The organism is Bacillus sp. PK3_68 (assembly GCF_003600835.1).
Taxonomy (GTDB): Bacteria; Bacillota; Bacilli; order Bacillales; family Domibacillaceae; genus Pseudobacillus.
Window position 1 is genome coordinate 4,004,373 of sequence record NZ_NQYC01000001.1, and the last position, 22,650, is coordinate 4,027,022.

The window sequence follows — 22,650 nt, forward strand, 5'->3', positions numbered from 1 at the left end:
AATGATAATTGATAACGATAAATAAAGAACGGACTCGCTATAAATATTGTGCGGGGCCGTTTTTGTTTTGCAAAAGTAAAGAGATATACTATAATTCTATGTAGGTAGAGGCACGTTACATAATTTTCCACGGTGGAGGAATAGTTATGGTAAATTGGACGGAAGTGGATCAGCAGGTAAAGACGTGGATTATGGAAGCAGGCGCTTCTATACGTGAATCTTTTAAACATTCTTTAAGCATTCACACAAAATCGAATCCGAACGATCTAGTAACAAACATCGATGAAGAGACAGAACAGTTTTTTATTTCCAACATTCGCAAGGCCTATCCTGGCCATTCTATCCTAGGGGAGGAAGGGCAGGGGGATCAGCTTGCTTCCCTGCAAGGGATTGTCTGGATGATTGATCCGATCGATGGAACGATGAATTTTGTGCATCAGCAGCGTCATTTCGCCATTTCAATTGGCATCTATGAAGACGGCATTGGGCGTTTAGGCTATATTTATGATGTGGCTCATGATGAGTTGTATTATGCGGAACGTGGAAATGGAGCTTACATGAATGGAGTAAGGTTGCCTTCTCTAAAAGAGGTGCCGCTCGAGAAAGCGCTTATCGCTGTTAATGCTACCTGGCTCGTAAAGAACAGGTATTTTGACGAAAAGAAGCTTGTGGAGCTAGCGACAACGGTGAGGGGAGCACGTTCCTATGGATCCGCTGCGTTAGAGCTTGCTTATGTTGCATCAGGGAGGCTAGATAGTTATTTATCCATGAGGTTATCTCCTTGGGACTTCGCTGCCGGGAAAATCTTGGTGGAAGAAGTTGGGGGCATAGTAACGAATTTATCTGGAGACAAGTTGAATATGATGGGAACAAACAGTGTTTTTGCGGGAGCTCCGATACTTCATGGACGAATACTAAACGAGTTTTTATTAAAAAAATGAGAATCAAAAAGGATGCAGCTGAGACTGCATCCTTTTTGATTTATAGAATATATGAGGAGGATGATAGACATCCAGTTAATTAAGGCTATAGTTTTCCGGCTCTTCTCATTTTTGCTTTTGTGGAGAAGCCAAATCCCATAACTGCAACAAGAGCTACTATGCATAAAGCCAGACCTAGTATACTTTGTTCTCCTATAGCAATTCCCATGCCGATCATGCAGGCTGCAGCAGCAACGGCAAAGAATACAAAAATCCATTTAATCTCTTTCACAACAGGAGCCTCCTTTTTCTTTATTGTACAAGATTTTTTGAGGGAGAGAAACCTTTAATATCAATTAGGATTTTAATACAACTTGTGATATAATAATCCAGTTACAAAAGCGACTTTTATGATTTGAAGGTTTTTTATTAGTCAGGAGGAACTAATTTGAATACAAGAAATGATTTAAGAAATATTGCGATCATCGCCCACGTTGACCATGGGAAAACGACTCTTGTTGATCAGCTTCTTAAACAATCGGGTAGTTTTAGAAGCAATGAGCACGTAGAGGAACGCGCGATGGATTCAGGTGATATTGAGAGAGAACGCGGAATCACAATCCTTGCAAAAAATACAGCTATACAATATAAAGATACAAAAATTAATATATTAGATACGCCTGGGCATGCCGATTTTGGTGGCGAAGTAGAGCGTATTATGAAAATGGTGGATGGTGTTTTGCTCGTTGTGGATGCTTATGAAGGGTGCATGCCGCAAACGCGTTTTGTGTTGAAAAAAGCACTTGAACAAAATCTGCGTCCGATTGTTGTAGTGAACAAAATTGACCGTGATTTTGCTCGTCCAGAAGAAGTAGTTGATGAAGTGCTTGAGCTGTTTATTGAACTTGATGCCAACGACGAACAGCTTGAGTTTCCGGTTATTTATGCTTCGGGTATTAATGGAACAGCCAGCACGTCTCCGGATAAGCAAGACGAAAATATGGAGTCTTTATTCGAAGCTATTATTGAGCACATTCCTGCACCGATTGACAACAGCAGTGAACCGCTTCAATTTCAAGTGGCTCTGCTCGATTATAATGACTATGTTGGCCGTATTGGAATTGGAAGAGTATTCCGAGGAACGATTAAAGTTGGCGAACAAGTAGCGTTAATGAAAACCGACGGAACAGTCAAGCAATTTCGTGTAACCAAGCTATTTGGCTTCATGGGGCTTAAGCGAATTGAAATTCAAGAAGCCAATGCTGGTGACTTAATTGCTGTTTCAGGAATGGAAGATATTAATGTGGGTGAAACAGTATGTCCGGTTGATTACCAGGAAGCTCTTCCTATCCTTCATATCGATGAGCCGACGCTGCAAATGACCTTCCTAGTAAATAATAGTCCGTTTGCCGGCCGTGAAGGAAAGTTTGTTACTGCGCGGAAAATTCAAGAACGACTTGAAGCTCAATTGGAGACAGATGTAAGTCTTCGGGTGGAAGACACGGATTCACCTGACGCCTGGATCGTTTCCGGACGCGGAGAACTGCATTTATCGATTTTGTTGGAAAACATGCGCCGGGAAGGCTTTGAAATTCAAGTTTCTAAGCCACAGGTTATTGTGAAAGAGGTTGACGGGGTACGTTGTGAGCCGGTTGAACGAGTTCAAATTGATGTGCCTGAAGAATATACTGGTGCTGTTATTGAATCATTAGGCTCGCGCAAAGGTGAAATGCTTGATATGATTAATAATGGAAATGGCCAAGTTCGTTTAATCTTCATGGTTCCTGCCCGTGGATTAATTGGCTACACTACAGAATTTTTAACAATGACCCGCGGTTATGGAATTATCAACCATACATTTGACAGTTATCAGCCAATGCAGCCGGGACGTGTAGGCGGACGCCGTCAAGGTGTACTTGTCTCCATGGAAACCGGAAAAGCTTCTCAGTATGGAATTATGCAAGTTGAAGACCGTGGAACGATCTTCGTAGAACCTGGAACAGAAATTTATGGCGGAATGATTGTTGGCGAACATACGCGCGAAAACGACTTAACTGTAAACATTACAAAAGTGAAACAAGCAACCAACGTGCGATCTGCCACAAAAGATCAAACAACTACAATGAAAAAGCCTCGCATTATGTCGCTTGAAGAAGCACTTGAGTATTTAAACGATGATGAATATTGCGAGTTAACGCCACAATCTATTCGTTTGCGTAAAAAAATTCTGGATAAAAATGAACGGGAGCGGGCAGAGAAAAAGAAAAAATACGAAGAAATTTAACTTGTAAGGGAGAGATAGGGAGTGGAAGGATTAGAACACGTCAGCCCGCTGCTAGGAGCCTTGATTAAAGGGGTTGGAGGAACCTATTGGGCGGTAAGAATTTACTGGCTAGCTATTATATTGCTTTGTGTTCTTGTCTATAACCTCGGTTTTGCTAAGAAATTATCCTTGGCAAAAAATATTGTTGTGTATGTATCGCTCATTATCGGGTCGCTGCTGTTGCTCATCCTGTCTTACCAGCTGCCTGTTGTAGAGAGTCTAATTGTTGCCGCCCTTGTGCTCGGTATCTATAAGTTCAGACTCAAGATGCATAAGGAAGAGAACCAAAATTAAAAGGACCAGCTGATGCGGTCCTTTTTTTATTTGTCGCGACTGAAAAACCTGCTTATAAAATTTCCTGCTCCTTGCCTGAACGATAAATATGAAACTTGCCGGTAGCGATCCGTGCTTTTGTCCTCTCAGCGATCCGTTCGTTACATTCAATACACATATACGTATGAATGGGCCGGTTTCTTAACCGTTTGGCAACGGGGAGCTGATCATCAATTGTTTCAATTTTTTCGCATAAAATACATTTAACTCTCACTTCAGCTACCTCCAGCTTTTTTTGTTCATTATATCATGAGTGGCATCCGAGCGTCTCTTCAGGGGCGGAAAAGGAGAGATATAAATTCGGCAGGGAGAACCGGGTCATGTATAATAAAGAGAAAGGGAGGGGATGAATGTGGCTAATCGAGTAGAAACTTATTTAATACCGGCCTTATTTGAAGCGTTGCAGGAAGACCGGCTCGTTACTATTGCTACTATTGACGAGGAATCCGGTCATCCAGCTGTTCACGCCATTTCCTGGATTCGTGCATTAGATGAACATACTTTGCGCATTGCAGTGCACAGCCACTCACGTATGGTGAGAAACCTTAAGCATCATCCTGCTGTTGCGATTCATTTATTAGCAAATGAATCGGCCTATGCTATATCAGGAACAGGAAAAATCCTTACCGAAAAAGCAGCAGGCATACCTGTTCAAACAGCGATAATTGAAATTTCCGTATCGGAAATCCGGGATGTAATGTTTTATGGATCAAAAGTTATCTCGGAACCAAGACATGAAAAAACATACGACGAACAAGCGGCAAAGAAGTTAGATAACCAGGTGCTGGAGGCATTACAAAAAAGAGCTGATTTATAAATCAGCTCTTTTTAAAAAAGTGATAGGAAAGCCAGCGAGTGTTAGGGCTCCAAGATTAGATAACAAAAAAGTAAGAGGCGCAAATCAAATAGCCTACTCTTTATTTGTGGTGATTCGATTGTTCCTCCTGCTGCTTTTCTAACTCACGGGACTCAGAAGGGGATAATTTTTTCTTCGGTTGTTCCGTTGATTGGTCGGCCCTATCATCTACTAAATTTCCAGGCACTTCAGGCATAGCTCGTCCGGCAATGTCAGCTAACTCGTTGGCAAGACCTTGCAGAGGCCGGCCATCTTCGATATCTTGACCGATTTCTTTTAAACGTGCATATAAGTCAGGGTCAGCGACAACAACCGACTCGGCCCCATAAGGCTGGTTTTTCAGACCTTCAGCAACTGTGTATTTAATCGAACCAACTTCTGAGCGATCCAAATTAGCGTCCACGTCAATTCCAACAATGGCATATCGTCCCCAAGCTACCGCGGTTGCGTCATTTACTCCTGGCATAGTGCGTGCGGTTGCTGCCAATCGGCGTGACGCTTCACCCATAGAAATACGATCGTTGTTATTTGCTTCACTATTATTGACCTGTGCTTTATAACGTGTTTCATCAGTTGCCTGTTCCTCCATATTTAGCCCTGCATCTTTTTGGGCGGTACATCCGAAAAGAAGAGCAATTGTCAGAAAGGGAAGAATCCATTTCATTTTGTCACCTCTTTAATTAATGAATAAGACAGCTCTTTATATTTTGTGATTCTCTTCTATTCTTATTCATACAGACATATATTTTTATCAGCCTTTGCCTTATCGTTGAACCTGGTGCCATCTATTCTCATATAATAAAAAAAGATGAACAAAGCAGGAGGCGTATCGTTGAGTAAAATTTATGTGCTGGATACCAATGTCTTGTTACAGGACCCACATGCTATTTTCGCCTTTGAAGAAAATGAAGTTGTCATCCCGGCAGTGGTATTAGAAGAATTAGACTCCAAAAAAAGGTATATGGATGAAATAGGAAGGAACGCCAGACTTGTATCAAAGCTCATTGATAAAATGCGAGAGATCGGCAAGCTGCATGAACGGATTGAATTAGAAAATGGCGGAAGCCTAAGAATTGAATTGAATCATCGCTCTTTTCAAAAGCTTCAAGAAGTATTTGTTGAGAAGACAAATGATAACCGTATTCTGGCAGTAGCAAAGAACTTATCAATAGAAGAGGAAGAGAAAAAAGGCGGCCGATCTGTAATTTTAGTGAGTAAAGACACGCTCGTAAGGGTAAAAGCAGACGCAATTGGTTTACAAGCAGAGGACTTCTTGAGTGACCGTGTCATCGAGATGAGTGATATATATAAAGGTTTTTTAGAAATATATGTGCCCAAAGAGTTGCTTGATTTGTTCTATAAAAAGGGCGAGCTGCCTCTCTCTGAAATTGCCCATCACCCTTTTTATCCTAATCAATTTCTTATACTAAAAGATGCACTTGGCAGTTCAGCGTCCGCTGTTGGCATAGTAGATGCCCAGGGAAGAATGCTAAAAAAACTTGTGCATGATGAAGATATCATCTGGGGAATTAAACCGCGCAACGTCCAGCAAATGATGGCGATTGAACTGTTAATGAGGCCTGATGTTCCATTGGTTACTATGGCAGGAAAAGCGGGAACCGGAAAGACACTCATCGCCCTTGCGGCAGGACTTCTACAGACGGAAGATTTACAGCTTTTTAAAAAATTACTTGTCGCTCGGCCGATTGTTCCTGTCGGGAAAGATCTCGGTTACCTTCCTGGTGAAAAGCAGGAAAAACTGCGTCCGTGGGTTCAGCCTATTTATGATAATCTGGAGTATTTGTTTAATACGAAAAAACCAGGAGAAATTGATCAAATTTTAGCAGGACTCCATTCAGTGGAAGTGGAGGCTTTAACTTATATACGCGGGAGAAGCATCCCTGAGCAATACATTATTATTGATGAGGCACAAAATTTAACGAAGCATGAAGTGAAAACAATATTAACCAGGGTCGGAGAACGAAGCAAAATCGTTTTAATGGGTGATACTGCTCAAATAGATCACCCTTATTTAGACGAATATAACAATGGATTAACATATGTAATTGAAAAATTTAAAGACCAGGCAGTTTCAGGCCATATTAAATTAATGAAAGGGGAACGGTCAGGTCTGGCACAACTGGCAGCTGATATTCTTTAGCCGTACAAAAAGCCAGGCACCCTTCAGCATGCTGAAGGGTGCCTGGCTTTTCTGGTATACCCATACTTTAGGTTAGGAGATCCGAAAGGCAGTCACTTTCCTAATAGGATTGTCCCGATTTGACCCATCCTTAAAAAGGACATGGACAGGACCATCTTCGCGGAGCGGCTTGCCCTCTTTAGAGAAAGCCAGAATGATTTCCTCTGCTCGTTCCAGCGGCAGGGTGATTTCTTCATCATCTGTTTCGATGATAAGAGACTCGGCTCCCGGCTCGGGCTCGGCATTTTTTAAAAATGGTTCGAAAGGTATAGCAAATGTGCCTGTTAATACCTTTTCCTTTTCATATTTTCTTTCGGATTTAATCGTCGGCGGAAATACAGCTCCCTCTCTGATTTCTTTATCCCAGAACTTGGATACATTCTTTGTGTACTCTTCATCTTTAAGAGCCTGACTGTCTTCTTCAGTGTCGAAATATGTATTCAAGTCGATACGCCGGTCATCAAAGATCCATACGCCTGAATCCAAAGTGATTGGAAATTTAACTTTGCCTTTAATGCTCATGATTGTATTCACAGGGGGTCCCCCTTATTTAAATTAGCGTTCTAAATAAATTATAACGCTAGAATTCTTTCTTGTCAGGGATAAATTCAAAATTCCTTGCAAATTAGTCGAATTAACGATAGAATTTTATAAGATACAGTCAATTATTGTGCTGAACAGGGGGAGTTCGATGTGGCATCTGAATTAAAAGTCAATCACAGGGAAAAGGCCTACTCTCTATTAGAAGCAGATGCGGGAAAGATCTTGCGGCTCATAAAAGTTCAAATGGACAACTTAACGATGCCCCAGTGTCCTCTTTATGAAGAGGTGCTGGATACCCAGATGTTTGGCTTATCCCGTGAAATAGATTTTGCGATTCGTTTAGGTCTGGTTGATGAGAAAGATGGGAAAGAACTGATTGATTCACTTGAACGGGAACTGTCAGCTCTCCATGAAGCATCTACTCGAAAATAAACGGCAAAAAACTCAAACACCTTATATCGATGTTTGAGTTTTTTTACATAAAAGGATGCAATTCCAGCGTGCTCCAAGATTTAAGAGATAGGAAGATTAATATGTGGAAAAAAATAATTAGATCATATGATTACTCACTCATAGTCGCGTTTTTTCTTCTCTGTTTGTTTGGGCTGATGATGGTTTATAGCGCCAGTTCAGTAACAGCAGTGCAGCGCTATGAAGTGGCAAGCGACTACTTTTATAATAAGCAAAAGATTCATATTATCATTGCCTCTTTTTTCTTCTTGGTAGCGGCTCTCTTTCCGTATAAGGCTTATAAAAACAGTAAATTTTTATTCTTTATGATAGCGGGGATTGTCGGGCTTCTAGGAATATTGGGTTTTTTTGGTACAATCTCAAACAATGCAAGAAGCTGGATCCGTCTTGGAGGATTTTCACTTCAGCCTTCTGAGTTTGCCAAGCTTGTTATCATCATTTATATGTCAGCTATTTATGCTAAAAAACAAAAATATATTAACTCATTCAACAAAGGGGTTACACCACCAGTCATTTTGTTAGTCTTTTTATGCATGCTCATCGCCAGTGAGCCGGATTTTGGTACAGCGTTCATCATATTTATGATCGGTTGTACGATTATTATCTCTTCAGGGATGAAGTTTAAGAGTATATGGAAACTTATCGTGCTTGGTATGATGGCAGCACTCATCCTCTCACCGCTCATTCTTTTTAAAAAAGATCAAATCTTTACAAAGGAAAAGATGAGCCGCATCACTGGATATCTTGATCCCTTTGAACACCAAGAGGGAGATGGCTACCATCTAGTTAATTCTTATTTGGCTATTGGTTCTGGCGGGGTAACTGGTACAGGGCTTGGCCAAAGTATTCAAAAACTTGGTTATTTGCCTGAGCCGCATACAGATTTCATTATGGCTGTTATAGCTGAGGAATTAGGAGTGTTAGGTGTAATAGTTGTTATTGGGGGCCTTAGCTTTATTGTATTAAAAGGAATTTATATATCAATTAAGTGCCGCGATCCATTTGGTTCTATGATGGCGGTAGGTATATCCAGTATGATTGCCATTCAATCATTGATTAATCTCGGTGGGGTAACGGGGTTAATTCCAATTACCGGCGTACCTCTGCCTTTTATTAGCTATGGAGGTTCCTCGCTTATTTTGCTGGCTGGATCACTTGGCATTCTTGTTAATATTTCAATGTTTGCCAAGTATGAGCAGGTTTATAAGGGGTAGTTTTGGTCTTTATAATGTGATAAAAAGGTTCAGTTAAATGAGCCTTTTTATATATATTTTTACTCGCACAACAGGGGAGAGATGGAAAATGAGAAAAATCAGTAAAGTGCTGGTGGCAAACAGGGGAGAAATCGCTATTCGCGTATTTCGTGCTTGTACAGAACTTCACATTCGTACAGTAGCTATTTACTCAAAAGAAGACTCAGGTTCTTACCATCGTTACAAAGCGGATGAGGCTTATCTTGTCGGCAAAGGCAAAAAGCCGATTGACGCCTATCTTGATATTGAAAATATTATCGAGATTGCCAAGCAGGCAGAAGTGGATGCGATTCATCCAGGCTATGGTTTTTTGTCAGAAAATATAGAATTTGCTAGACGTTGCGAGGAAGAAGGAATTATTTTTATCGGCCCTAAATCCCAGCATTTAGATATGTTTGGTGATAAAGTAAAAGCGAGAGTTCAAGCTCAACGGGCAGATATACCTGTGATCCCGGGTACAGACGGTCCTGTCTCCGATCTTGAAGAGGTAGTAGCTTTTGGAAGAGAGCACGGCTTTCCGATTATAATTAAAGCAGCGCTTGGCGGTGGCGGGCGTGGTATGCGGATTGTCCATAGCGTTGAAGAAGTGAGAGAAGCCTATGAGCGGGCAAAGTCAGAAGCAAAAGCGGCTTTTGGCAACAGTGAAGTGTATGTAGAGAAGTTTGTTCAAAATCCGAAGCATATTGAAGTGCAGATTCTTGGAGACCATCAACGAAATATCATTCATCTTTACGAGCGCGATTGTTCGGTACAGCGTCGCCATCAAAAGGTAGTAGAAGTCGCTCCATGCGTCTCATTGTCTGAAAAGTTGCGCAACGACATTTGTAACGCAGCAGTTAAGTTAATGAAAAACGTCGACTATTTGAATGCAGGCACAGTAGAATTCCTTGTTGCTGACAATCAATTTTATTTTATTGAAGTAAATCCACGTGTTCAGGTGGAACATACGATTACAGAAATGGTGACGGGAATTGATATTGTTCAATCACAAATCCTGATTGCGGAAGGCCATTCTTTACACAGTGAAAAAGTCGGCATCCCTGCACAGGAGGATATTACGATTCATGGCTATGCGATTCAATCACGAGTTACAACAGAAGATCCGCTGAATGACTTTATGCCAGATACAGGAAAAATCATGGCGTATCGTTCTGGCGGCGGCTTTGGCGTCCGGCTAGATGCGGGGAACGGCTTCCAAGGATCCATCATTACTCCGTATTATGACTCGCTGCTTGTGAAGGTATCTACACAGGCGCTCACTTTTGAGCAGGCCGCATCCAAGATGCTGCGCAACCTAAAGGAATTCCGAATTCGGGGCATCAAAACAAATATTCCATTTTTAGAAAATGTCATGCGTCATGAGAATTTCATTACAGGTAATTATGATACGTCGTTTATTGATACGACACCGGAGCTATTCATCTTCCCGAAAAGCAAAGACCGCGGAACAAAAATGCTAAACTATATCGGAAATGTGACGATTAACGGCTTTCCAGGCATTGAGAAAAAGAAAAAGCCCCTGTTTGACCAGCCACCTGTTCCCAAAGTCAACCGCCTACAATCGGCTGCCTCTGGTACTAAACAGATTTTAGATGAAAAAGGAGCAGAGGGGCTCGTTGAATGGGTGAAATCCCGGTCCGAAGTATTGCTGACAGACACAACTTTCCGAGACGCTCATCAGTCCTTGCTCGCTACTCGCGTGCGGACCAATGATTTGCTCCGCATTGCTGAACCAACAGCAAAATTGTTGCCGGATGTGTTCTCTTTAGAAATGTGGGGCGGAGCCACCTTTGATGTTTCCTACCGCTTTCTGAAAGAAGATCCGTGGAAACGTCTGACCTCGTTAAGAGAGCAAGTACCAAATGTCTTGTTCCAAATGCTTCTCCGGGCTTCCAATGCAGTGGGCTACACAAATTACCCAGATAATGTTATCCGCGAGTTTGTTGAGCAATCTGCTGCTACCGGTATTGATGTATTCCGCATTTTTGACAGCTTAAACTGGATCAAGGGAATGGAAACAGCGATCGATGCTGTTCGTCAAACCGGAAAGATTGCAGAGGCTTCCATTTGTTATACAGGGGACATTGAAGATTCAACCCGCCCGAAATACAATATTCAGTATTACAAAGATATGGCGAAGGAACTTGAAAATCAGGGGGCACATATTCTAGGCATTAAAGATATGGCCGGATTGTTAAAGCCGCAATCCGCTTATCGATTAATTTCAGAATTAAAAGCGACCGTCGATCTTCCGATTCATTTGCATACCCATGATACGAGCGGCAACGGCATTTACATGTATGCCAAAGCGATTGAAGCCGGCGTTGATATTGTGGATGTAGCGGTCAGTACGATGGCTGGGTTAACTTCACAGCCAAGTGCCAATACGCTTTGTTACGCACTAAAAGGAACGGAGCGGGAGCCTTCCGTCAGCATCGATGCTTTGGAAGAGCTGTCCCATTATTGGGAAGGGGTCAGAAAGTATTATCAAGATTTTGAGAGTGGAATGGTCGCTCCTCATACAGAAATCTATAAGCATGAAATGCCGGGCGGTCAATACAGCAATCTCCAGCAGCAGGCAAAAGCCGTCGGGCTGGGGGAACGCTGGGAAGAAGTTAAGGATATGTACAGCCGTGTAAACCTGATGTTTGGCGATATTGTCAAAGTAACGCCTTCTTCGAAGGTCGTTGGCGATATGGCGCTCTTCATGGTACAAAACAACCTAACGGAAGAAGACGTACTGGAAAAAGGGGATAAAATTGACTTCCCAGATTCTGTTATTGAACTGTTTGAGGGATATTTAGGCCAGCCGTACGGCGGATTCCCGAAGCAATTGCAAAAGGTCATCCTAAAAGGAAAAGAGCCGCTTACCGTCCGTCCGGGCGAGCTGCTAAAGGATGTGGACTTTGAGGCTCTGAGGGAAGAATTATCTAAGGAACTGGACAGACAAGTCACAGATCATGATGTGATCGCTTATGCTTTATATCCAAAAGTGTTTAAGGAATATGTGGGAACGATCGATCAGTTTGGCGACGTATCCGTACTGGATACACCGACATTCTTATATGGAATGAGATTAGGGGAAGAAATTGAAATTGAGATTGAAACAGGAAAAACATTGATTGTGAAGCTTATTTCTATCGGACAGGCGCAGGCAGATGGCACCCGCATTGTCTACTTTGAATTAAATGGTCAGCCACGTGAAGTAGTGATTAAAGACGAAAGCATCAAATCTTCCGTTGCTTCCAAGATCAAAGCAGATCCAAAAAATGAAAGCCATTTGGCAGCGACTATGCCTGGAACGGTGATTAAGGTGCTCGTCGAAAAAGGCGAAAAAGTCGTTCAGGGCGACCATTTATTGATTACGGAAGCGATGAAAATGGAAACAACAGTTCAGGCACCATTTTCAGGCATTGTAACCAATATCCATGTTCAAAACGGTGAAGCGATCTCTACAGGAGACTTGTTAATAGAACTAGAAAAGTAAATAAAAAAAGAAGCAGGCCCAGACCTGCTTCTTTTTTTATGAAACTTTCGAAATATTGTCGGCATTCATTTTGCTTCTGGAAATGAGAAGAATAAAATAACATAGCAGGCCAAACAAACAAGAGATAAATAGAGCATGCGCTAATGCTATGTAGAGATTAAGCTTGGTAAAGATGATCGTGGCACCTGATAAGACCTGCAAAGAGACAAGGGAACAAGCAATGATCCATCCCCAGTAAATCACTCGCTGCTGCTTATAATATTTCACAGCAATAACCGTGATGTAGACGATCCACAAAAAGATGAGACCGGCAGCAAGACGATGCCCCATTTGAATCCATTGATAAGTATTCAGTGGCATAAAAGGATTGCTATTCAGGCAAAAGGGCCAATCGGAACAAGTTAAACTGGCGTTGGTATGCCGTACAAGAGCTCCGGTGTAGACAACTAAGTAACTATAAAGTGTTACACAAATAGTATGCCATTTCATTCGTTTGTCAATAATTAACGAAGAAGCATCGAACTTTTGATCAACTTCAAAGATCAAAAGAGTTAACAACAGAACAGCAGAAAAAGAAATGAGCGAAATGCCAAAGTGAAGAGCGAGAACAAAGTCGCTTTGCCCCCATTTTACTGCCGCTGCTCCGATCAAGGCTTGCGCAATTAAAAAGAACAGAGACATGACAGCTAAGAACTTGGTTTCCCTCTTGTGGCCTATTAGCCGCCAGGAGAGAATAGACAATGCGGCTACGAGCAAGCCGGCAACACCAGAGACAACCCGATGGGATAATTCGATAATTGTTTCTATCGTAATATCCTCAGGAATCAGTTGTCCGTGGCACAGCGGCCATTCATTCCCGCATCCAAGTCCAGAGTCGGTTTTTGTCACTAAGGCACCGCCCAGTAAGACAAGAAGCATGACGAACGTTGTCAAAACCGCTAGCCATTTCAAAGAGCGTTGCATGTTTTTCACCTACTTATATATAGTGCAAAAAGGAGATTATAAAAGAGTTCATCTTCTCGATAATACAGAAGATGAGATAAAAAGACAACTTGTAAAATTATTTGTAAATGTTATGCTTATACGTAGAAGATACGAGTAGACTGATTTCTTTGAAAACGCGAACAAATAAGCTTTTGTTATTATTATCCTATAAAACTAAATCGATAGGAATAGCGCTTTTTCAGCGGACACAAATTCGACATAATTAGTTCATTATGTGTTCACAAAAAAACAAGCTGATATGATTTAATATGGAATGAACAGTGGTTTTTGGTGCCCTTTGGTAAAAAAGCTAAGGCCTCACCAGCTATTCAAAAGACAAACCGCTTGTTTTTAGAGAGGGGGGAAAAAGGTGTCACGTGCCACAACTACGATGGGGAATACTGAACTTCCAGAAACGACAGCCCTGAAAGATTTCCTTGCTTTAATTAAAATCGGTATCGTTAATTCCAACTTGATTACTATTTTCACAGGGCTGTGGCTGGCAATCGTTTTTAACGGCCTGCACTTTCTAACTCAGCTGGATACAGTTTTTTACACGCTTATCGGATCATCCCTGATTATTGCAGGTTCAGCCAGTTTAAATAACTTTATTGACCGGGATATTGACCCGCTTATGGAGAGAACGAAAGGGCGTCCTACAGTTACAGGGAAAATAAGCTATCCAAAAGTAATGTTAATTGGTGTCGCTTTCATTATTATTGGGACAGCTTTTTTGTTCCTCACAACATTTACAGCCGGCCTTATTGGCTTAATCGGCGTATTTAGTTATGTTGTCGTTTATTCCATGTGGTCTAAGCGTCGCCATGTTAGCAACACAGTAGTGGGCAGTATTTCTGGAGCTGTGCCGCCGCTAATTGGCTGGGCAGCTATTGACCCTAATCTGGATATTGTTGCCTGGATGTTATTTTTAATTATGTTCATTTGGCAGCCGCCGCATTTTTATGCGTTGGCTATGAGACGATGTGAAGAATATCGGGCTGCTGGCATTCCTATGCTACCGGTAGTGAAGGGGTTTGCTGTTACAAAACGTCATACAATGATTTGGGTGCTGGCTCTCTTGCCGCTTCCATTCTTTATGACATCATTGGGCACTGCCTTTGTTGTTTTAGCAACAGTTTTGAATATAGGGTGGCTTGCTCTTGGGGTATCTGGGTATAGAATGAAGGATGATCTCAAATGGGCAAAGCTGATGTTTATTTATTCGTTGCAGTACTTAACTGTCCTGTTTGTAGCGATGGTTATTTTTACTGTTATTTAATTCACAGGAATTCTTTCTTGTTAAAGAAATCCATATATAGCTCATATCGCTGCAGAAATTCATAAGAAAGAGGGGTTTAATTAAGCTATGAAAGATAGGCTAACTAAATGGCGTCTTTTATCAGTCTTTGCCGTGTTGGCACTCGTGTTGTCAGGCTGTGGTGAACCATTCCTTTCCACGCTCAAACCTGCCGGAGAAGTGGCTAAACAGCAATATGATCTGATGATTTTAAGCACAATCATCATGATAGGGGTTATTGTTGTAGTTACTGTCATTTTCGTTCTTGCCATTACTCGCTTCCGCCGGAAAAAAGGTGACGAAAACAAAATTCCTAAGCAAGTGGAAGGAAGTCATTTGCTTGAAATCATTTGGACAGTTATTCCTATTATCCTTTTGCTGATCCTTGCTGTGCCGACTGTTGCAGCTACATTTGAACAGGCTAATGTAAAGGAAATGGATAAGAAGCCAAATAAAGACGGAGTGCGTGATGCACTTGTTGTTAACGTACGTGCAAATCTTTACTGGTGGGAGTTTGAATATCCTGACTATAAAGTGATCACGTCTCAGGAACTGGTCGTTCCAACAGATCAAAAGGTATATTTTAATTTGATTTCATCTGATGTAAAGCATTCATTCTGGATTCCTGCTGCGGGAGGAAAAATGGATACGAACACAGATAACGTGAACAAATTTTGGCTGGAATTTGATGGCGATAAAGCGCAAGAAGCCAATAACTTGTTCTATGGAAAATGTGCGGAGCTTTGCGGACCGTCCCATGCTTTGATGGACTTCAAAGTGGAAACAAAATCACAAGATGATTTCAAAAATTGGTTGAGCGCTATGCAATCTGCTAAGGCAGCTACGCCAACTGATACAGCTGCAGCGCAAGGTCAAAAACTCTTTGAACAAAATTGCTTAAGCTGTCACGCAACAAGCCCTGACGACGCACGTCCAGAGCAAGCTAGACTTGCACCGAACTTAGCTACATTCGGTGAGCGTTCACGTGTTGCCGGAATATTGGATCATAACGAAGAAGAGTTGAAAAACTGGATTCGTAATCCTGAAAAGTATAAGCCGGGCAATAAGATGTCAGGTACTTATAAACAATTGAATGAGCAAGAACTTGATCAATTAGCAGCATACTTGATGAGCTTAAAAGTAGAAGAACAATAAGGATTAGAAAAAGAAGGAGGTAAAACCGTTGAGTACCATTGCACAAAAACGAGGTTTCGCAAGTACGGTATGGGACTATTTAACAACAGTCGATCATAAGAAAATTGCGATTCTTTATTTAATCGCGGGTGGAATCTTTTTCCTAATGGGCGGTATAGAGGCAATGATGATACGGGCTCAGCTGGCTGTACCAAATAATGACTTTGTCAGCGCAGGCTTGTACAATGAATTGCTTACTATGCACGGCACAACAATGATTTTCTTAGCAGCGATGCCTTTGCTGCTCGGCTTTATGAATGCTGTTATGCCGCTGCAAATTGGAGCGCGTGACGTAGCATTCCCGTTTATTAATGCACTTGGTTTTTGGCTATTTTTCTTCGGAGGATTATTCTTAAACTTATCATGGTTTCTAGGCGGAGCTCCTGATGCAGGCTGGACTTCATACGCCTCTTTATCACTTGCTTCAGAAGGCCATGGAATTGATTTTTATGCTTTGGGGTTACAGATCTCAGGGTTTGGTACGTTAATGGGGGGGATTAACTTCCTCGTTACGATCATTAACATGCGCGCTCCTGGCATGACTTATATGAGAATGCCATTGTTTACATGGACAACATTTGTTGCTTCTGCATTAATTTTATTCGCGTTTCCTCCACTGACTGCTTCAATCTTTATGTTAACGTTCGACCGTATGTTCGGCGCTAACTTCTTTAACGTAGCAGCAGGGGGTAATACAATTATCTGGGAGCATTTCTTCTGGATCTTCGGACATCCGGAAGTATACATTTTGATTTTACCGGCTTTCGGTATTTTCTCGGAAATTTTTTCAACGTTCTCAAGAAAACGCCTGTTTGGATATTCATCCATGGTATTCGCAACCGTATTAATCGGATTCCTAGGATTCATGGTATGGGCCCACCATATGTTTACAGTGGGACTTGGCCCGGTAGCAAACGCTATTTTCGCAGTTGCGACAATGGCTATTGCGGTACCTACAGGTATTAAGATCTTTAACTGGCTTCTCACCATTTGGGGAGGAAGCATTAAATTTACTGTACCGATGCTTTACGCTGTTGCCTTCATTCCGTCTTTCGTAGCTGGTGGGGTAACAGGAATTATGCAGGCCGTAGCGCCAGCAGATTATCAGTATCATGATACTTACTTTATCGTTGCGCATTTCCACTACGTTATCGTTGGTGGGGTAGTATTTGCTCTGTTAGCTGGAGTACATTTCTATTGGCCAAAAATGTTTGGAACCATGCTAAGTGAAAAAATCGGGAAATTTACGTTTGTCTTTTTCTTTATTGGTTTCCACTTAACATTCTTTATCCAGCACTTCCTTGGTCTAATGGGGATGCCTCGTCGCGTGTGGACGTTCCTTCCGGGTCAAGGACTTGATACTGGAAACCTAGTCAGTTCCATTGGAGCGGCTTTCATGGCAATCTCTGTTATTTCATTGTTAGTGAATGTAGTAATCACTTCTGTCAAAAATGAAAGAGTGGGCAATGATCCATGGGGAGATGGCCGTACGTTAGAATGGGCAATCCCTTCACCGCCTCCATTCTATAACTTTAAGCAATTGCCACTCGTACGTGGTCTGGATGCTTATTGGCTAGAGAAGATGGAAGGCAAACAAACGTTAACACCGGCTGAGCCAATTGGTGATATCCATATGCCAAACGGTTCATTTACACCGTTTGTGATCTCTCTTGGCTTATTCATTGCTGCTTTTGGAGCTATGTACCATGTAGATGATAAAGCATGGGCAATTCCAGTATTAATTGGTGGATTAGTGATCACTTTTGGTGCGATGATCTATCGTTCAATTAAAGACGATCATGGCTTCCATATTCATAAAGAAGATTTAATTGAGGAAAATGATGATAAGGGGGTTAAGGCGTAATGCAAGCTGAAGAAAAATACACACCCCAAACATGGCCTGAATCACCTGAAAAAGCAACCCTTGAAGGCAAAAACAAATTTTTAGGTTTCTGGTTATTCCTAGGCGGAGAGACGGTATTGTTTGCCTCTCTCTTCGCTACCTACATTGCATTGAAAGATAAGGTACCGAGCCCAGATCATATGCTGGCAAAAGATTTATTTGAACTGCCGTTGGTATTCGTCATGACAATGCTCTTGTTAACAAGCTCATTAACAAGCGTATATGCCATGTACCATATGAAAAACTACAGCTTTAAGAAAATGCAGCTTTGGCTGTTAATTACGGTTATTCTTGGCCTTGGTTTCCTAGGCTGTGAACTTTACGAGTTCCATCATTACTATACTGAATACAACCATACGTTTACTAGCAGTGCATTTGGCTCCGCTTTTTATACGTTAACTGGTTTCCATGGTGCCCACGTTATCTTTGGATTAGTGTGGATCACTTTGTTAATGGTTCGGAATGCAGGCCGTGGATTGAATCTTTACAATGCGCCTAAATTTTACTTGGCAAGCCTTTATTGGCACTTTATCGACGTTGTATGGGTATTTATCTTTACGGTAGTATACTTAATGGGAATGGTGGGATAATTGATGGTAAATAATCAATCGAATTCAAACAACCCAAGACTCAGTTATGATTACCGCCGCAAAAAGAATGCAGAAGGTATGAGAATTCAGGTAGCAACATTTACCTTAATGATCTTTTTCACTGTTGTTTCTTTTGTAGCAGTAGGAGCAGATTTCTCTAAATGGTTTGTCATTCCATTTATTCTACTCTTGGCAGTAGTACAAGTGGGCTTCCAGCTTTATTATTTCATGCATATGAGTGAGAAGGGCCATGAAGCACCATCCCTGTTTATGTGGTCAGGTGTTACAGTTGCCTTCTTGACCATATTAGCTTTTATGACAATCATTTGGTGGTAATTGTTCGCAAGCGTTAAGATTTGCAAATTCTTATCGTTACACAAAAGCCGGCTCTTTTTAGAGCCGGCTTTTTTTGTGATCGATCAGCTTTATCGCGTTGTCATGAACTTGTCAATTCGGAACATTGCTAGGGAAAATAGGGAACGTTATAATGTAAGCAGGGCATTGAATATGATATCGAGGTGAAAGGGAATGCCGATTAGTATCTTTGGATCTCAAGCGCTATGGAGTCCTTATTTTCTCGTGCTGTTAATATTGCTAACCGTCCTTTACTTCTTAGGAACAATGAAATGGAGAAGTAAGTTCGAAGGCAAGGAGCCGTTGATGAAACATCAGGCCGCTTTATTTGTGACAGCCATGGTAGTGTTGTATGCAGTGAAGGGTTCGCCAATTGATCTGTTAGGTCATATTATGTTTACGTATCATATGATTCAGATGGCCGTTCTTTATTTGGTGGTTGTTCCTCTATTTTTAAGAGGTGTTCCTTGGTGGGTATGGAAAAAAATAATTGATCATCGTATGGTCAAGCCCGTCTTTAACTTTTTCACAAAGCCGCTGATCGCTTTAATTTTGTTTAACGGTCTATTTTCAATTTATCATTTGCCAATCGTTTTTGATTATATTAAGATGAGCATGCTTCTCCATAGTTTGTACACGATTGGATTGTTTGTTTTTGCTCTCTTTATGTGGTGGCCATTAGTAAATGACATGCCAGAAGGTAGAAAATTGAGCGGTCTTAAGAAAGTGGGCTATATTTTCGCTGATGGGATTCTATTGACACCTGCATGCGGGCTGATTATATTTGCTTCTGCTCCAGTATACGCTACTTACAGCGATGCAGGTGCTTGGCTTCAAGCAATGGAGCTTTGTGTCCCAACTTCTACTCTGCAAGGATTGAGCCTAAGTGGCCCTGAGCTTTTCTCGAGTATGCCTGTGATGGAAGACCAACAGCTTGGTGGAGTCATCATGAAAATCATTCAAGAGATTGTGTACGGCTGTATGCTTGCCTTCGTATTTTTTGAGTGGGTTCGCAAGGAGAAAGAAGAAACTGAGGAAATGAGTGCTTCTGCTTTGATGAATCATCAGGCAGATTACACAAAATAATGGTGGAAAGGAAAGGGAAACCTTCCTTTCCTTTTCCTGCATAGTTATCTGAAAGATTACAAATGGGAGAGAGGAATAAAGATGTCACTACCTATTTTGCCCACAATTAGCACAACCTTTATCGTGTTAAGCGCAATTACCGTTGCCATTGGATGGGCGCAAATAAAACAAAGAAAAATCGAGCAGCATAAAAAAACAATGCTTTTGGCCGCTGTTTTCGCTATTGTTTTTTTTGTTATTTATGCTAGCCGAACGGTTTTTATCGGCAACACAGCTTTTGGCGGTCCGGAAGATATTAAGATTTACTACACCATCTTTTTAATTTTTCATATCACATTAGCCACTGTGGGAGCTGTCTTAGGAATTATCACTATTATTTTAGGGCTGAAAAATAATCTAGAAAAACATAGAAAACTTGGACCAATTACGAGCATTATTTGGTTTTTTACAGCTATAACTGGCGTAGCCGTTTATTTGCTGCTGTATGTATTTTATAAAGGTGGAGAAACAACTTCAGTTATTAAAGCTATTCTTGGGTTTTAAAGGAAAGAAAAAGCGCATGAAATGATTCATGCGCTTTTTAGATTATTAAAAAGTGAACTGTTCCACTTCGTTTTTAAGATCACTTAGAATTTTTTCACATGTTTCCACTAGAGATGCTGGGAAGTTTTCATCTTCTCCGTATTCTACACCGTGTGGATAATAATATTTACCAAGTACAGGAGACATTAATTGGATAGTTGCATCCGAGGAACCAACATCACCTTCAACAGCATATCCAAAAACACGTAGATAGTATGTACCTTCTTTAAGATCAAACCTGCGGTCGAACGTAACCCGTTCGTAATCCCATTGTCCTGCAAGAACTAGTTTGTGTGACCGACAGATATAGTTCAATCGATCAAAATCAATCCGTAAATTCTCTAAACCCGTATTTTCAAATTTCATGAAAAATCCCTCCTGAATATCTTAGCGTACCTCTAATCTATTTCCGCGCTTTTAATCTACCGCTCCAATAATAATAATAGTCGAAAAAAGTGTTTCTTGCAATGAAATGAGGAGAAACAGACAAATCTTTTCCACCAAATAATGGAGCAATTTCATAGAAAATAGCAGAATATTTTTTAAATTATTTGCAGTGAGTGATACAAGATGAGCATAGTGTTATAATGTGAGTAATATATGGCAATAATGCCTGCACAGGAACAAAAAGGGGGGAGTCTTCTGCGATCAGTCATCAGAATTCTGGTGGTAATGTCTATCATTTTAATAGGCGGAATTTATTTTAACCAGGCGAGAGAAGAAAATGAAGTCCTGCACAATTCCGCTACAACCAATCCTGCAAAACATGACATGAATATGCAAAAGGAATTGGAAGATAGAAATAAGCCAGTCCGAGCGGTGGAAAAGCCAGCATCCGGCGCTGGATTTTATATTGGGAAAGAGTCGGCGTTATTAAGAAAAGCCATGGGAGAACCTATTCGCAAAGATCCTTCCGCCTACGGGTATGAATGGTGGATTTATAATAGCAATCATCAATATGTACAATTTGGTGTGGAGAATAATCAAGTAGTCACAGCCTATGCCGCTGGCGACACGGACGTTTCTCCATTTAAAATGGATCAGCCTGCCAAAGATCTTTTTCAAATGTATGACCTTCGCATGGATATAGTGGTTGAGAATAATTCTGGTACCTATCGTTTTGAGTTGTCAGAAGAAGATTATAATATGAGACCAATGGTTAAGGTTGGAGATATATATGCCCAGTTGTATATGGATAAATTCTCTGGTACGTTGTCTAGCGTGCGTTACTTAACGAGGGATTACTTAATTAAACAAAGGCCCTATGAGATGGTGTATAGAGGAGAATTGCCAGCCGATCCGGAGCTCTCTGACTCTGCATGGCAGCAGATTGAAAACGGGAGTGAAAAGCAAATATTTGATCTTACCAATATTATTAGAGAGAAGCATAACTTAAATGGATTGTCATGGGATGAAGAAACAGCTAAAGTAGCAAAACAGCATAGTAAAGAAATGTATGATAAACAATATTTTGCTCATGAATCTCCTTCCTCAGGAGATCTGGGGGATCGGCTGAAAGAAGCTAAGATTGACTATGAGCTCGCTGGCGAAAATATAGCAGCGAATTATACAGATGGACCGTCTGCTGTAGAAGGGTGGCTAAATTCCAAAGGGCATCGAGAAGCTTTACTACAAAAAGAATTTACTTCTCTAGGCGTAGGTGTTTACCAGAAATATTATACTCAAAATTTTATTGCCAAATAATTAAAAAAGCAGCCGTTCTAGCAAACAGCTGCTTTTTAATTATTTTTTCTTTAAGAGGAAAAAGGTACCCGTTGCATGGGCTACTTTTTTTCCATCTGCTCTCAAAGCTTCTCCCTCTACAACGATTGTTTTTGAGCCTTTGTGCAGCACGCGAGCTTTTACAGTAAGTTCATCGCCTGTTCCGGGAGCGATGTAATGAATATTTAAGTTAGACGTAACGGTTGCATAGCCTTCAGGAGTGGCGGTGTAGGCAGCTGAACCCATAGCTGAATCTAATACCGTAGCCGTCACACCTCCATGAACAATATTGAGAGAATTATTCGACAAGTCAGTAATCGGCATCCGGACGACACATTCATTCTCCTCGATTTCTCTCTCTAATTGAAACAGTCTTCCTATGTAAGTACCGTTTCCTTCTCTTTTCTCCAAATAGCCTTTCAGCAATTGCTCCAATACCTCTAGATCTTTTTCGGTTGCTTGTTCCAGACTTTGTTCAATCAACGAGTAGATTTTTTCTTTCATTTAAATTTCTCCCTTTCTCCCCGGTTTATCTATCGGAAAGGCTAAAGA

At 41.2% G+C, this 22,650-nt stretch carries 23 protein-coding genes; 16 read left to right on the forward strand and 7 right to left on the reverse strand.

Going from position 1 to position 22,650, the window contains the following annotated elements; all coding sequences use genetic code 11:
* Positions 1-146: 146 nt before the first annotated feature.
* Positions 147-941 (forward strand): inositol monophosphatase family protein, encoded by a 795-nt coding sequence (locus CJ483_RS20085; protein WP_120037009.1) that lies wholly within the window; start codon positions 147-149, stop codon positions 939-941.
* 85 nt (positions 942-1,026) lie between these two features.
* On the opposite strand, the gene CJ483_RS20090 is transcribed toward CJ483_RS20085, so the two are convergent.
* On the reverse strand, positions 1,027-1,212 hold the full coding sequence (locus CJ483_RS20090) for a YlaF family protein (protein ID WP_120037011.1): 186 nt from the start codon (positions 1,210-1,212) through the stop codon (positions 1,027-1,029).
* Positions 1,213-1,368: 156 nt separating this feature from the next.
* Between CJ483_RS20090 and typA the strand changes: the two genes are divergently transcribed.
* Together typA and CJ483_RS20100 are read left to right on the forward strand one after the other, a co-directional pair.
* The gene (gene typA / locus CJ483_RS20095; RefSeq protein WP_120037013.1) at positions 1,369-3,204 is read left to right on the forward strand and encodes a translational GTPase TypA; all 1,836 of its coding nucleotides are present in this window, start codon (positions 1,369-1,371) and stop codon (positions 3,202-3,204) included.
* Positions 3,205-3,225: 21 nt separating this feature from the next.
* Entirely contained in the window at positions 3,226-3,537 is a 312-nt protein-coding gene (locus CJ483_RS20100) for a YlaH-like family protein (RefSeq protein WP_120037015.1), read from the forward strand.
* Between the two features lie 52 nt (positions 3,538-3,589).
* Here the strand turns inward: CJ483_RS20100 and CJ483_RS20105 are convergent, their stop codons facing one another.
* On the reverse strand, positions 3,590-3,790 hold the full coding sequence (locus CJ483_RS20105; RefSeq protein WP_120037016.1) for a YlaI family protein: 201 nt from the start codon (positions 3,788-3,790) through the stop codon (positions 3,590-3,592).
* 138 nt (positions 3,791-3,928) lie between these two features.
* On the opposite strand from CJ483_RS20105, the gene CJ483_RS20110 reads away from it, so the two are divergent.
* Positions 3,929-4,393: a pyridoxamine 5'-phosphate oxidase family protein gene (locus tag CJ483_RS20110; protein WP_120037018.1), complete on the forward strand. Its 465-nt coding sequence runs from the start codon at positions 3,929-3,931 to the stop codon at positions 4,391-4,393.
* A gap of 100 nt (positions 4,394-4,493) precedes the next feature.
* Here CJ483_RS20110 and CJ483_RS20115 read toward each other — a convergent pair whose 3' ends face one another.
* Positions 4,494-5,096: a YhcN/YlaJ family sporulation lipoprotein gene (locus CJ483_RS20115; RefSeq protein ID WP_120037020.1), complete on the reverse strand. Its 603-nt coding sequence runs from the start codon at positions 5,094-5,096 to the stop codon at positions 4,494-4,496.
* A gap of 168 nt (positions 5,097-5,264) precedes the next feature.
* Between CJ483_RS20115 and CJ483_RS20120 the strand changes: the two genes are divergently transcribed.
* Positions 5,265-6,593, forward strand: a complete 1,329-nt coding sequence (locus CJ483_RS20120) for a PhoH family protein (RefSeq protein ID WP_120037022.1) — start codon at positions 5,265-5,267, stop codon at positions 6,591-6,593.
* A gap of 72 nt (positions 6,594-6,665) precedes the next feature.
* Here CJ483_RS20120 and CJ483_RS20125 read toward each other — a convergent pair whose 3' ends face one another.
* Positions 6,666-7,166: a molybdopterin-binding protein gene (locus CJ483_RS20125; RefSeq protein ID WP_120037024.1), complete on the reverse strand. Its 501-nt coding sequence runs from the start codon at positions 7,164-7,166 to the stop codon at positions 6,666-6,668.
* 159 nt (positions 7,167-7,325) lie between these two features.
* On the opposite strand from CJ483_RS20125, the gene CJ483_RS20130 reads away from it, so the two are divergent.
* The 3 genes from CJ483_RS20130 to pyc all read left to right on the forward strand — a co-directional run bounded on the left by CJ483_RS20130 (position 7,326) and on the right by pyc (position 12,386).
* Positions 7,326-7,607 carry an Fpa/YlaN family protein gene (locus CJ483_RS20130; RefSeq protein ID WP_049661321.1) on the forward strand — a complete coding sequence of 94 codons (282 nt, stop codon included), beginning with the start codon at positions 7,326-7,328 and terminating at the stop codon, positions 7,605-7,607.
* A gap of 101 nt (positions 7,608-7,708) precedes the next feature.
* Positions 7,709-8,860: an FtsW/RodA/SpoVE family cell cycle protein gene (locus CJ483_RS20135; RefSeq protein WP_120037026.1), complete on the forward strand. Its 1,152-nt coding sequence runs from the start codon at positions 7,709-7,711 to the stop codon at positions 8,858-8,860.
* An 88-nt stretch (positions 8,861-8,948) separates the two neighbouring features.
* The gene (pyc, locus tag CJ483_RS20140) at positions 8,949-12,386 is read left to right on the forward strand and encodes a pyruvate carboxylase (RefSeq protein WP_120037028.1); all 3,438 of its coding nucleotides are present in this window, start codon (positions 8,949-8,951) and stop codon (positions 12,384-12,386) included.
* Positions 12,387-12,422: 36 nt separating this feature from the next.
* On the opposite strand, the gene CJ483_RS20145 is transcribed toward pyc, so the two are convergent.
* Complete coding sequence (locus CJ483_RS20145) at positions 12,423-13,349, reverse strand: COX15/CtaA family protein (RefSeq protein ID WP_120037030.1); 927 nt, start codon at positions 13,347-13,349, stop codon at positions 12,423-12,425.
* A 412-nt stretch (positions 13,350-13,761) separates the two neighbouring features.
* Here CJ483_RS20145 and cyoE point away from each other — a divergent pair, with 412 nt between their 5' ends.
* The 7 genes from cyoE (at position 13,762) to CJ483_RS20180 (ending at position 20,337) form a co-directional block, all read left to right on the forward strand.
* Positions 13,762-14,649 (forward strand): heme o synthase, encoded by an 888-nt coding sequence (gene cyoE, locus CJ483_RS20150; protein ID WP_120038167.1) that lies wholly within the window; start codon positions 13,762-13,764, stop codon positions 14,647-14,649.
* An 87-nt stretch (positions 14,650-14,736) separates the two neighbouring features.
* Positions 14,737-15,822, forward strand: a complete 1,086-nt coding sequence (coxB, locus tag CJ483_RS20155) for a cytochrome c oxidase subunit II (protein WP_120037032.1) — start codon at positions 14,737-14,739, stop codon at positions 15,820-15,822.
* A 28-nt stretch (positions 15,823-15,850) separates the two neighbouring features.
* A complete protein-coding gene (gene ctaD / locus CJ483_RS20160; RefSeq protein WP_120037034.1) occupies positions 15,851-17,725 on the forward strand; it encodes a cytochrome c oxidase subunit I in 1,875 nt (624 codons plus the stop codon).
* A complete protein-coding gene (locus CJ483_RS20165; RefSeq protein ID WP_120037036.1) occupies positions 17,725-18,354 on the forward strand; it encodes a cytochrome (ubi)quinol oxidase subunit III in 630 nt (209 codons plus the stop codon). Before ctaD ends, CJ483_RS20165 begins: the two co-directional genes overlap by 1 nt.
* Positions 18,355-18,357: 3 nt before the next feature.
* Positions 18,358-18,690, forward strand: a complete 333-nt coding sequence (gene ctaF, locus CJ483_RS20170) for a cytochrome c oxidase subunit IVB (RefSeq protein WP_120037038.1) — start codon at positions 18,358-18,360, stop codon at positions 18,688-18,690.
* A 192-nt stretch (positions 18,691-18,882) separates the two neighbouring features.
* A complete protein-coding gene (ctaG, locus tag CJ483_RS20175; protein ID WP_120037040.1) occupies positions 18,883-19,794 on the forward strand; it encodes a cytochrome c oxidase assembly factor CtaG in 912 nt (303 codons plus the stop codon).
* Positions 19,795-19,875: 81 nt separating this feature from the next.
* Positions 19,876-20,337: a DUF420 domain-containing protein gene (locus CJ483_RS20180; protein ID WP_182917118.1), complete on the forward strand. Its 462-nt coding sequence runs from the start codon at positions 19,876-19,878 to the stop codon at positions 20,335-20,337.
* 45 nt (positions 20,338-20,382) lie between these two features.
* Here CJ483_RS20180 and CJ483_RS20185 read toward each other — a convergent pair whose 3' ends face one another.
* On the reverse strand, positions 20,383-20,742 hold the full coding sequence (locus CJ483_RS20185; protein ID WP_120037044.1) for a YugN family protein: 360 nt from the start codon (positions 20,740-20,742) through the stop codon (positions 20,383-20,385).
* Positions 20,743-21,048: 306 nt separating this feature from the next.
* Between CJ483_RS20185 and CJ483_RS20190 the strand changes: the two genes are divergently transcribed.
* Positions 21,049-22,080 carry a CAP domain-containing protein gene (locus CJ483_RS20190; protein ID WP_259455731.1) on the forward strand — a complete coding sequence of 344 codons (1,032 nt, stop codon included), beginning with the start codon at positions 21,049-21,051 and terminating at the stop codon, positions 22,078-22,080.
* Between the two features lie 39 nt (positions 22,081-22,119).
* Here CJ483_RS20190 and CJ483_RS20195 read toward each other — a convergent pair whose 3' ends face one another.
* Positions 22,120-22,602, reverse strand: coding sequence for a PaaI family thioesterase (locus CJ483_RS20195; protein WP_120037046.1), 483 nt, complete (start codon positions 22,600-22,602; stop codon positions 22,120-22,122).
* Positions 22,603-22,650: the final 48 nt, after the last annotated feature.